This is a genomic window from Desemzia sp. FAM 23989 (genome assembly GCF_045528345.1).
GTDB lineage: Bacteria > Bacillota > Bacilli > Lactobacillales > Carnobacteriaceae > Desemzia.
The window spans coordinates 1-11740 of the sequence record NZ_JBGQQT010000037.1 but is presented as its reverse complement, the minus strand read 5'-3'; the positions used below and the strand labels follow the sequence as shown (position 1 = coordinate 11740).

The 11740-nt window shown below is 37.4% G+C and carries 13 protein-coding genes; 4 read left to right on the top strand and 9 right to left on the bottom strand.

Annotation, left to right across the window (positions count from 1 at the left end; translation table 11 throughout):
* Window positions 1-636: 636 nt before the first annotated feature.
* Window positions 637-1125, top strand: a complete 489-nt coding sequence (locus ACEN36_RS12670) for a hypothetical protein (protein WP_131832597.1) — start codon at window positions 637-639, stop codon at window positions 1123-1125.
* A gap of 163 nt (window positions 1126-1288) precedes the next feature.
* Window positions 1289-1645, top strand: coding sequence for a hypothetical protein (locus ACEN36_RS12665; protein ID WP_407097665.1), 357 nt, complete (start codon window positions 1289-1291; stop codon window positions 1643-1645).
* A gap of 110 nt (window positions 1646-1755) precedes the next feature.
* Here ACEN36_RS12665 and ACEN36_RS12660 read toward each other — a convergent pair whose 3' ends face one another.
* The 5 genes from ACEN36_RS12660 to ACEN36_RS12640 all read right to left on the bottom strand — a co-directional run bounded on the left by ACEN36_RS12660 (window position 1756) and on the right by ACEN36_RS12640 (window position 5729).
* Window positions 1756-1965, bottom strand: coding sequence for a helix-turn-helix domain-containing protein (locus ACEN36_RS12660; protein ID WP_407097664.1), 210 nt, complete (start codon window positions 1963-1965; stop codon window positions 1756-1758).
* A gap of 10 nt (window positions 1966-1975) precedes the next feature.
* Window positions 1976-2467, bottom strand: coding sequence for a DUF2975 domain-containing protein (locus ACEN36_RS12655; protein ID WP_407097663.1), 492 nt, complete (start codon window positions 2465-2467; stop codon window positions 1976-1978).
* A 799-nt stretch (window positions 2468-3266) separates the two neighbouring features.
* On the bottom strand, window positions 3267-4589 hold the full coding sequence (locus ACEN36_RS12650; RefSeq protein WP_407097662.1) for an NCS2 family permease: 1323 nt from the start codon (window positions 4587-4589) through the stop codon (window positions 3267-3269).
* A gap of 172 nt (window positions 4590-4761) precedes the next feature.
* Window positions 4762-5184 carry a lipocalin-like domain-containing protein gene (locus ACEN36_RS12645; RefSeq protein WP_407097661.1) on the bottom strand — a complete coding sequence of 141 codons (423 nt, stop codon included), beginning with the start codon at window positions 5182-5184 and terminating at the stop codon, window positions 4762-4764.
* A 26-nt stretch (window positions 5185-5210) separates the two neighbouring features.
* On the bottom strand, window positions 5211-5729 hold the full coding sequence (locus tag ACEN36_RS12640; RefSeq protein WP_079650551.1) for a cupin domain-containing protein: 519 nt from the start codon (window positions 5727-5729) through the stop codon (window positions 5211-5213).
* A 299-nt stretch (window positions 5730-6028) separates the two neighbouring features.
* Between ACEN36_RS12640 and ACEN36_RS12635 the strand changes: the two genes are divergently transcribed.
* On the top strand, window positions 6029-7036 hold the full coding sequence (locus ACEN36_RS12635) for an ornithine cyclodeaminase family protein (RefSeq protein ID WP_407097666.1): 1008 nt from the start codon (window positions 6029-6031) through the stop codon (window positions 7034-7036).
* Window positions 7037-7098: 62 nt separating this feature from the next.
* On the opposite strand, the gene ACEN36_RS12630 is transcribed toward ACEN36_RS12635, so the two are convergent.
* Complete coding sequence (locus ACEN36_RS12630; protein ID WP_407126846.1) at window positions 7099-7464, bottom strand: YccF domain-containing protein; 366 nt, start codon at window positions 7462-7464, stop codon at window positions 7099-7101.
* 280 nt (window positions 7465-7744) lie between these two features.
* Between ACEN36_RS12630 and ACEN36_RS12625 the strand changes: the two genes are divergently transcribed.
* Window positions 7745-8347, top strand: coding sequence for a hypothetical protein (locus tag ACEN36_RS12625; protein WP_407097660.1), 603 nt, complete (start codon window positions 7745-7747; stop codon window positions 8345-8347).
* 296 nt (window positions 8348-8643) lie between these two features.
* Here ACEN36_RS12625 and ACEN36_RS12620 read toward each other — a convergent pair whose 3' ends face one another.
* From ACEN36_RS12620 to ACEN36_RS12610, 3 genes are all read right to left on the bottom strand, one after another.
* Window positions 8644-9303 (bottom strand): undecaprenyl diphosphate synthase family protein, encoded by a 660-nt coding sequence (locus tag ACEN36_RS12620; protein ID WP_407097659.1) that lies wholly within the window; start codon window positions 9301-9303, stop codon window positions 8644-8646.
* Between the two features lie 152 nt (window positions 9304-9455).
* Complete coding sequence (locus tag ACEN36_RS12615; RefSeq protein ID WP_079650593.1) at window positions 9456-10382, bottom strand: 2-dehydropantoate 2-reductase; 927 nt, start codon at window positions 10380-10382, stop codon at window positions 9456-9458.
* A 40-nt stretch (window positions 10383-10422) separates the two neighbouring features.
* Complete coding sequence (locus ACEN36_RS12610) at window positions 10423-11469, bottom strand: PTS transporter subunit IIC (RefSeq protein WP_407097658.1); 1047 nt, start codon at window positions 11467-11469, stop codon at window positions 10423-10425.
* Between the last annotated feature and the right edge of the window lie 271 nt (window positions 11470-11740).

Below are 11740 nucleotides of genomic sequence, written 5' to 3'. Positions count from 1 at the left end.
TTAATGATGCTTGTAGCTCATTAATTGATTGCTAGCGAATAAATATTCACTAATTTGTTTGTTTTGGCACTTGCCAAAACTTTCTTACACGTTTGGTTCGTCTTACTTTGTTTAGTTTTCAAAGGTCTAATTTCGTTTGCGTCGTCTCCGCGACAACTACTTAATAATATCAGAGCAGCAATTGCTTGTCAACAACTTTTTTGAAATTGTTTTTTCTTATTTGGCTTTATTTAAGCCGTGTTGCCGTGACAACTTCTATATATTATCATCGATTTAAAAAATCGTCAATGGTATTTTTATACTTTTTTTGTTTATTTTTACATTCTATTTACTTTCATTTTACACCAATTATCGTTTTATAATATAGTAGAAACTTGATCACCTCTCTTTCTCATTTTTATTTAATTTCGTTGAATACAACTTATATTTCTTTTAAAAGTTCTCATTATTTTTATTCCTATATTCTAACTATCCGTTTTCTTATTAATGGAATGAGAGTGCTGCCAACGCAAATCACTTAAAATGAGTTTCACATTAAAAATAACTAAAAATCAAGTTTTTAGTTCTCATAGTTACTTTTCTAGCATAAGTATCGTGATATACTAACTTTTGGTAAATTACGAGGAGGAATAAAATATGTTAAAGAAACTAATGGGTCCACTAGCAGTAATCTCACTTGCTCTTTTTGCTTGCGGCAATGAAGAGGCTGACAACACAACAGATGATGTTTCTGAAAGCTCTGACTCTACTGTAGCAAGTCCTGATGAAATCATGAACCAGATCACCGAAAGCAGTTCAGCAGATGAACGTTCATCTGTAGCTCTGGATTTTAGTTCTGGTGTGGAATGGATGGATGCTGGTTATACTTCTTCTCCTTCTGAAGACGGTAGTTATTTAGTAACTGGTTACCTTGAAGGCGGAGATAAACTTTTCTTAGTTCAAGATGGTGAAGTTCTTGAAGAAGTCGCGTTATCTGATTCATTAGATTTTGAATATGCTATGGAACCTATCACTGAAACTCAGGTTTACTATTTTGTAGCAGATAATCGTTTAGAAGTTGGCCAAACAGATGTCAACTTAGATGAAGTTGACCGCGCTGAAAAGATTACATTTGCAGTAGAATAATTATTCTGTATTAATTTGCATAAAACAGTTCTCTCTTTTTTAAAAGGCAGAGGACTGTTTTTTATTTTAAAGGCATTCTTTCCACAAAATAGCTTCATAATATGAGTAGTCTTTACTTTATGCTATTATTAAGATGACAATTAACGATAAGGTGGTAGACTATATGCGAATCATCGGAATCACTATCCTCTCTATTTTTAATACGATCGTTTCTATCTTACTAGCACTCCTAATGTATGGATTGACTCAATTAACTTTAGGTGTAGGCAATGGTGCCAGCGATAATTCTGCATTGGTTGGATACCTCTTTATCGCTTTAGCTATTATGGCACTCCTTTGGCTTGGTCTTTATCAGGTATATAAATACAATAGACAGTTATGGCTTTTATTATTTGCTGCTGTAGGTATTATTTTAACTGTATTAAATTTTCGAGTGATTTGGTTTGTTCTCTTAATGTTGATTTACTTCACAGGTATTCTGCTGATCATTAGAGATAAAAATTTCAACGAAAAAGTATAAAAATTTAAAACCAGTGCCTTTCTCTTTTATAAAGAGACGCACTGGTTTTATTTTTTTGAACCTATCTCTGTTGCCATGTACTTCAAACATCGGACTTGCCGTGTCCACTTTTATTCATCCAGTGCGTATTCCAAGATATCTCCTGGTTGACAATCTAAAGCTCTGCACAGAGCTTCCAATGTTGAAAACCGAATTGCTTTGGCTTTTCCATTTTTCAAGATGGAGATATTCGCCATCGTTATCCCTACTTTTTCTGAAAGTTCGGTTACGCTCATTTTTCTTTTCGCCAGCATTACATCAATATTGATTCTAATGGCCATATTTTCCACCTCAGACTGTTAGTTCATTTTCAGATTTTAACTCAATAGCTTCTTGTAAAAGTCTTTGAAGAACTGCAGCAAACAAGGCAACGACTAATGCAGCAAAAGCTGGTATCATTCCTACAATGACTAAACCAGGTGCATCATCCCATTGTGCTACAGCGAAAACCAATGGTGAGATCAGAATATAGAAACCACAAATGATTAGGGCACATTTTTTGATTTTCTTTAAAGCCGCTACAGATAATAAAGAAAAGGCTTTGTCGTGGTCAATATATGTTAACAGTTTAAATGCTTGATACAATGACGCATAATAAGGGATCATCGATAAAGTCATTCCAACCAGAACCCCTAGAATAATATACCCTAATCTAGCTCCCTTCAAAGCTTCTGCTATTGCCACTCTCCCAATCTGCAGCCATAAAACAACTGCTAATGCTAAAACCGGCACCCCCATCAATACAACTGCTATTTTTAATAAGATTGTAGATCCGTTTTTCATCAGACACGCCTCCTTATATTTCTTGAAGTTATCTTACCACATTTTTATCGTTTATCAATAAATATATATTGAATTTGAATAAATCTAAAGAATCTTTATTTGATCTTAAACAATTTTTCTTTTTTTACAAAAAGGATATTGCTGCAAACTATGTTACCGACTCATTTCTGCAAATTAAATCCATGTTCTGGCAAAATTTCCAACATACTTCTGCAGCTGGCAAAGATATTGTGTGACATATCAGAGCATACGGCTCTTTATGTAAAAGGAATTCCAAATTGTGGTCATCAGGAGTTGGCTACTAATGCTTTGTTGCACCATATTCGTGAATATCATCTTTTATTTTCATTAAGACGGATGAATATAGCTTATATTTATGAGTGATGTAGCGGAACTTTTTTGGAGCGGAAGATTCGCCCATCGTTGCAGAATGTGTATCAAGCAATAAGTACTGGGAAATTATCGCTATTATGTGTGAGTAGTTTGGTGGAAGTTGTAGTGCTTGGGGCGGGTGGCGTGTTTCGAGGACTATATCACGGGAACATTTGGTGCGATATGGTAGATGAGAGCTTATTTTGGACCATAAGTGGTCCAGTCATTTGATGATATGGTTGATGAGATAGGTATCAAGTACCATATAAATAAAAAGCGAGTATCGATATAGTATTTGAAGCCCTTCTCACTGCAGTTCCGCTTCAAAAAATATGTGCACAAGCTTGAAAAGTAGTATTAAACAATAAAAAAGCCAGCTGAACGAGCCTTTCTAAAAACAAGACCACGTTCAGCTGGGATTCGACTTTTATATAAAGTTCAGTACAAAGTATAAAATAAAGACAATAGACAGCAACACGGTAGTACCGGTCAATTCTTTTGTGTCATTTTTGACCACTTTCAAAAGCGTGTATGAAATGAAGCCAAACGCTATGCCATCAGCAATGTTAAAGGTTAATACGGTCATGATGATCGTAAACAATGCTGGAAAGGCATCTGAGAAGTCGTCAAAAGGGATTTTTTTGATATTTCCCTGGATCATGCTTGCTCCAACAATAATCAAAATCGGCGCAACAGCACTCATTGGGATAAGAGTCAATATCGGCAGGATAAATAAAGCTGGAATAAATAACAGACCCGCTGTCAGCGAGGTCAGCCCGGTTCTTCCTCCAGCTGCCACACCTGTTGCACCTTCAGCAGTAGTGCTAGTCGAGTTGCACCCTAGTACAGCAGAAGTTAACGTAGAAATCGCATTTGATAAAAAGGCTTTTGGCATCTTTTTTCGATCGGGCAGCATACTGAGCTGCGAACCCAAGTTTTGAAATAAGACCATCATTAGTAGTGCAAAAACGGCTATCCAAAAATCAAGCGTCGCCATGATGCTGAAATCAAATTGTCCGACTCCTTCTAAAAATGGGGTTAAACTAAATGAAAAATCCGTTAATTCAGACAGATTGACGACTCCTGTGACAATACCGATCAAAGTACCCGCTAAGATACTGATCAAAAAGTTAGCAGGGACTTTTCTTTCAAATAAAATGACTGCGATCAGCAATGTCAATAAAGTTGTTAACGGAAGAGGTTCACTGAGATTTCCTAAAGCAACTAAAGTTCCCTCATTGCCTACGATTATCCCACCGTCTTTCAACCCTAGAAACATAACGAAAAATCCGATAGCTACGCTCATACCTGAAACTAAGGTACCTGGAATGGCTGAAGCTAATTTAGGGGCTAATTTAGAGGCCGCAATCAGCGTGAACAAAATACCTACTACCAGCACTACCGTCAGTGCTTGCGGACTCGTCAGTCCAAAAGCCCCCACCAATGTAAAGGCAAAAAATGCATTATCGCTCATTCCGGGTGTAATGATCAAAGGAGAATTTGCTAGAAAAGCCATCAGTAAACAGCCAACCACAGCACTGAAGACTGTTGCTACAGTTACTGCGCCGTAATCCATGCCTGTCGTACTTAATACAGAAGCGTTGACCGCAATAATATAGGATATCGAGATAAAACTTGTCAATCCAGCTAGTATCTCGGTTTTGATCGTAGTCTTTTCTTCTGGAATATGAAATTTCCGATTGGTAAACTCTTTTAAAGACCATGTTGTTTCGTGTTGTTTTCCACTCATGCTCGTGCCACTTCTCCTTTAATTTTGAGACTCATTACTCTTAAAACTAAATAAAGCTAGTTGACCCTTTTATTGATTCCATTATATCTGACAATGGCTTGCAAGAGCGTAATTATTGGAAAATATTTAAAAAAAGAGCTGAGACACTATCATCTCAGCTCCTAAATCTGCTTTAATTCTCTACCGGTTTCCAGACTAATTGACGTTCTGGATGTTTTACATTTGTTAAGTATAAATTGCCATTTTCCGTTTTCACTTTACGCGGTTGCTTAGATCCCACATAAGAAGAGATCAAACTGACTTCTACGCTGGTTTCCAGAATTTCTTTCTCTTCATCGATCACAAAAGAGCCCGTATAAGCGTGATATCCTAAATCTGACATTTTTTCTTCCGCTTCTGTCAAAAACTGAAGAGTCGTGTCCTTATTTCTAACCACAGCCATAATATGAACAGAAATTCGATTTTCGGAGGTAAATAGAATAAAACCTTTAGCGTTTTTTCCAAGAGGATAAATAATTTCTCCATTCTTATCTTCTGATTGAAAAGAAACCAATTCCCATGTTGTATCTGCAATAATTTCTTGAATTTTTCCCATTGTCTATTTCCTCCTCAAAACCTTTGTTAATGGATGATAAATTTATCCCAATACTCTATGACTCCCCCTTGTGTTTTTTCAACCGGGTCATATTGAGGGATACCCAGACGGGAAATCCTAGTTTTCATTGCTTCATAGTCCTCTTCATCACCAGTTTGCATGTCCGGTTCTTTACCTTCCGGATAGGCGCCGACAATTTGAAAATCATCTGTGGATTCGATCAATTTATGGGCTACTCCAGCTGGCAACAATACCACATCTCCGGTTTTAAAAGGATACACTTCCGCATCCGGTCCGCCTAGTTGAACTTTGGCTTCTCCAGAAATGCACGCTAATACTTCATGCGTATTTGAGTGGAAATGATGGTACTTAAAAATGCCGCCTACCCATCCATTAGAATAGCCGTTTTTTTCTAAAAAGGCTTGTACGCTTTGCCCTCTGTCTTCAGAGTGCACTAATTCTTTCACTACACCAGGATAATATAAAACAGGTAACGAATTATTTGGAAACGGTGCATTTTCTGCGATATCAAATGTTTCTACCATTGCTGCAATCTCCTTCCTTTTTCGTTTAACCTTATTATAAGGAATCTCTTTCTATTAGTCGAAGGATTCATTTGGCAAATGGGCTCGGTTGATGGAGTCAGGTGTTTTATTTCAACTAGACGATACGCTGAGCAGACGGGTCCTCGGCCGTCTAAAAAAAATACCATTAGCTTTACCATTTCCATGCTATAATAGACACATCAGGTGTTATGCAACACATACAAAAAGCAGTCGAATGTAACATACAGTTTCTATCATTTTTACGGAGAACCTTTTCTCTGAATTAAAAAGGAGGAGTTATTCTGGAAGAAAAGAACACACTTTTAATCAATCAAAGTACGATCAAAGAATTATTAGATGTTGGAGATTTTAATGATATTGTACATAAAACATTCCAAGGTCTCGGTGACGGAACGGTCATCAATCCTACTAAATTAACATTAGATTTAGGAGAAACGGGTGGTTTCCCTTCCTATGAAGGGTTTATGAACGCCATGCCTGCTTACATTGGATGGCAGGATATTGCCGGATTGAAGTGGGTCGGCGGCTTTTTAGGAGAGCGTAAAAAAGCCGATCTTCCTTACATTACAGCTATGATTCTGCTCATCAATCCTCATTTAGGCACCTTTACAGCTGCTTTAGATGGAGCTTATATCACCAATATGCGTACAGGAGCACAAACAGCGAATGCGTTACGCTATTTAGTCAAAAAACCGTCTATTACTATAGGAATGTTCGGTGCAGGTATGCAAGCTAGTACCAATATTCTTACTATTTCAAATTTATTTGATATCTCAGAATTGTTCGTCTGGAATCATCGTCGTTCGTCTGCAGAAAAATTTGCAGAGGATATGAAAGATGTCGTCAGTGGAAAGATTCGCGTTGTTGATGATGCAGAAGAAGCTAGTCAAGCAGATGTGTTGATTACCGTAACTCCAGCTCAAGAACCGATCATCAAAACTGAGTGGGTCAAACCTGGAACGATTGTTTTTCCTCTGGGTTCATTCCAAGAAATCGAAGACGACTTGATTCTGAAAGCAGATAAAATCATTGTTGATCATGTCGAACAAGCTCTTCACCGCGGCGCTTTAAAACACTTGACGAATGAAGGCAAATTATCAGAAGACGATATTTTCACCACATTAGGCGAACTGGCTCTTGAAAAAATATCTGCCGGCGACTTGTCCAATGACATTACAATTTGTATCCCTATCGGAACTGGCGCGATGGATGTTGCTATTGCAGGTGTAGTGTACAAACGAGCTCTTGAAAAAAATCTAGGTGGTTCTTTCGATTTTGAAGGATAATCGTCAAAACCCAGCAGGGAAATGAATGTTCATTTCCCTGCTGGGTTTATTTTTTTATTTCATTATGTGCGGTAAATCTCTGAACCGACTGGTAACAGGGCTAACTTGGCATGCTTGAAGTGTTGCATCCCAAAAGGAATCCCCACGATGGTCAAACAGAAAATAATTCCTAATACGATTTCTTCCCCAACAATTGCAAAACCGCCAAGTATCAACCAAATAATATTGATGAACAAGGATGCTCCGCTGTCACTGAAGCGAATATCTTTTCCGAAAGGGGCCGCCGCCATTTTAGCAAATTTAAAACATTGTCTACCGATTGGAATCCCTACAATCGTAATGGACCATAAAATTCCTAAAATTCCCCATGACAGAAAACTGATAAACCCGCCTAAAATGAACCAAACTACATTTCCTAATACTTTCATGCATACTCTTCTCCTCTATAAATACCGCTATTCTATTGACTACACTATTCATTATAGAAAAAATTACATGGAATGGCATCGGTCTAAATGATGATTTTTTTCTTGTTGAAAGTAGGTCTTTAGACAAATTTATTTTTCAATGTCCCGATTTTTTCGATAGTCACTTCTACGGTTTCTGGATTTGATTGTGTAGTGCTCTTAATTGAGATAAAATAAGAATGATCAGTTGTTCATCAAACATGACTTGATTCTTAAACTACTCAAAAAGGAGCTCCCTCTTATGAACACACATAACATTGAGAAGCAAAACAGCCATTTAAACCTAGAAGATCCATTCGTACAACACATTTTCTCTCTTTATGATGACTATGCAGAAGTTCCTTACATCTCTCCAAAACGTGATCTAGAAGAGTGGTTGGATTTGGCCGAGATCGGCTCTGAAAAATTGGTTCCTAAACGCAACATGATTCGTTACGAAGAAGACCTTTTACCGGGACACTTGATTTTATTGTGGCGTATCAATTTTGGCACTTTTACCAATATAAGTGTCTACCCGAAATATTTCGAATACGACTACGGTATCAATGGCCCTCAAGCTCTAGACGAAGTTTTAGAGAAAGAATATGCGGCAGAACTTTCCGCAATGGACTCTTTGGATCATCTGAATGCAGCTCAATTAAAAGCCATTTTAAAAAAATTGGAAATAACGGGTTATTCTAAGTTGAAAAAATCTGAATTAATAGAGTTGAGTCGGAAACAATTAACTGAAGAACAGATTGCCCCGCATTTTAAAGTTAGAGGTTATATTCTGACCGAAGCAGGTAAGCATATCTTAGTGAAACATCCTGAAGCAGTCGATCGTCACCCTAAGAAGAAATATTAGTATTTTCATAGAGAGGCGGCCACCACGTGAATAACGGTGGCAGTCTCTTTTTTTTTGCGCGTGTAACGTAAAAAGGTTAGCTCTTTATTTTCAAGTAAGGTTCATTGAATCAGTATTAGACTAGATAGCTCTGATGTGCGCTCTCAGCGACATTCGGTACTTTTCTATCATCCCAAATGGTTCTGATACAGGATCTCAGCGACATTTGAGGCTTTAAATCGACTCAAATGGCTCTGACGCTATTCTTTTTACCAAAAAAGGTTGCCTCATTTTTGAGGCAACCCTTTTTAGATACATCATCCGCCTAATGTAATATCTTGGTCTTGATACCATTTCAAAGCACTGTGCACTTGTTCAATATTGTAATCAGGCCAAAGCTCATCGACAACATAAAAATCTGAGTAAATAGATTGGATTGGTAAAAAGCCGCTTAGTCTTCTTCTTCCTCCCCAGCGAATAATTAAATCCATTCGAGAGATTTCTGAAGAAGCGATTTTTTTCACGATATCTTCTTTAGGATCAAAATCGGCTTGTTGAGTAGGGTAATTCAAATCCCAATTCCAACCATAATTAACCAGGAAATTGATTTTAATCAACCCCTTGCCAAATTTAGTCCGTTTGGTATAAGGCAGCAACTCTTCAGGGAACATTTTTGATTCTGTATTACCGATGACCAATAAATCGGCATCTCGGTCTTTCAATTGATTTACAGCATCTATGCAGGCTTGTTGAAAAGCTTTCGTTTGTTCTGAAGGACGTTTGGTGTTATCCACTGTAAAACCATAGAAAGTCATTTCTTTGATGCCCAATTCTAATCCCAAATGGTACAATTCCAGACCCGGCATAATCCCGTGCTGGTAACCTTCTTGCTTACCGAGGCCTTGGTTTTGTGCCCATCTTCTATTGCCATCTGGAATGATCCCGATATGATCAGGTAATCTTTTATATTTTGCCATTTACCACGTACTCCTTCAAAAAAATAGTTCTATTCCTATTATACGCATACTTTTTATGATTACCTAATAATGTGCGTTACTTGCAACATCCTTCCCTATTCTATTAAAAAAGGCAAGTCACAGAGAATGATCTCCTGACTTGCCTTGTCTATTTAACGTTCGATTCCTAAGATATCTTCTTTAGCATGGATCAGTTGAGTGATTTGTTTGCTGTAGGGTGCTTCAAATCCTTGTTTTTCGGATTCTTTAGCAACTAAACCATTTAAGAAGTCAATTTCAGTTGGGCGTTTATTCGATAAATCTTGGTGCATCGACGGGTAGTGTTCACCAACTTTTTTGGCCACCACTTTTAAGTAAGCCACTGTTTCATCTATATCCAGGTGTACTCCTTCCGTCTCAGCAACACGAGAGAATTCTTTTACAATTCCTGAAACCAAGTCATCAGTTTGAGAATTTTCAAAAAGTTCTTTGATATTGCAATCCAAGACAGAACATAAAGCATTCATCGTCCCATTCACACACGCTTTTCGCCAAGTCGTAAAGTGTACATCTTGACTGTATACTCCATTTAAACCGCATTCTGCCATCATTTTAACGACTTCACGAGTACCTTGTTCTTCACTTTCATCAGCGTTTTGAACTTCAACCGGGCCTTCTCCCATAAAATGAGTCTTTCCGGGAGCGTCGATTCCACCAGTCCAGACAGTTGTTCCCATAATGATATTCTTTTTAGGAATATATTCTGAAATTGTATTGGCATGTCCTAACCCATTCAATAAACAAACTACTTTAGTATCATCTGTTAACAGGTGTTTGATCTGTTCCAACATATGTCTTAAACCCATTGATTTTGTGAAGATAAAGACTACATCAAATGTATCCTTGATTTCATCGGGTTTTCCGACGGGAATAGAAACAGTATCCTCTTTTCCATTTAAGGTAACAGATAATCCATTTTCACGAATCGCTTTAATATGGTCTTCCCAAAAATCTAATAGTGTAACGTTATTTCCGCCTTTTTGCATCATGTAACCAAATCCGCATCCTAAAGCTCCTGAACCTGCAATTGCTATTTTCATTCTAAAATCCTCCAATAATCTTTATCTGATTCATTATAAATTAATTTGAAGCGGGAATAAATTTAAAAATTTCATCTTCATAAACATGCATCACTTTGTTGCACAGTATGTCGATCAAGAAGCCTCCTACAAAAGGTATGATAAAGTATGCTAAGGCAACACTTACCAAACTACTTCCCATATTAAACGCTTGTATTGGTCCAACTAAACCGACGATTCCAAAACCTGCTGTTTGCGGTGTTCCTTGAATCGTTAACATGTACACTCCAATCCCTGAAACGATCGCGTTTAATACAATAGGCACCATGATTTTAGGGTATTTGATCAAATTAGGGATCATCATTTTCATCGCACCCAGTAAGATAGCTAACGTTGTTCCAGATTGGTTGATACGTAACGAACCGATAACCAAGATAGCAGTACAAGCGGCTACTCCAACTGCAGCTGCTCCAGCTCCTAATCCCGCAACACCAATGGCAATTCCGATCGCTACTGTTGAGATAGGCGAAATAATAAGAATAGCAAATGCTACCGAGATTAAAATAGTCATCAGCAATGGTTGCAACGTTGTGAAACTATTGATCAAGTTCCCAACAGTAGAAGTCACCATGCCGACGTAAGGAAGTATGATCAAACCAATCGTTCCTACCCCTGCTCCCACAATGATCGGCATAAGAATCAGTGTCAATGAGCCTAATCGACCTTGCAGTAAACGAGTCACATATACAGCGATAGCTGAGACGATCATCACATTGATCAAATCACCGATCCCCACTAATTGTACTCCTGCTTCAGTGACTTTATAAGCCCCTGACCCTAAAAAAGTTGCAGCTCCTATAATGACACTTTCCATTCCGTTCATTTTGAATTGCATGGCTACCAGAACACCAATAATAGCTGGAGTAATAAATTGCATAATCGTAACAACACTTGACAATAATACAAATACAGAACCGTATGGAATAAGGGCTTTAAAAACAGAACCTAGTATAGCATTAGCAATCAGTCCAATAACGATCCCTGAAGCTGTTCCTCCTAAAACTTTGTTTAAATAATCTTTGGCTGTATATCTCATATTCTCTTCCATCTCGATCAACCTCTCTAAATTTTTATAAACTGAATAATGAATAAAAAGCCTAATGACTAATTAATAATTTCACAAATCTTTTTAACAAGGTAATTTTATCACAATGTATGAAATAATTCAATCTCAAATATTTCTTTCTTCTTCATTTATCGTTCGAACGTGATAATGTCCTAAGTAGGTCGAAGCATAAAATGTCCCAAAATGATAAAATAAAATCATGAAAAGGATAATACTAACGATGAATGAAGATAAGAAATATAAAGTAATAAAA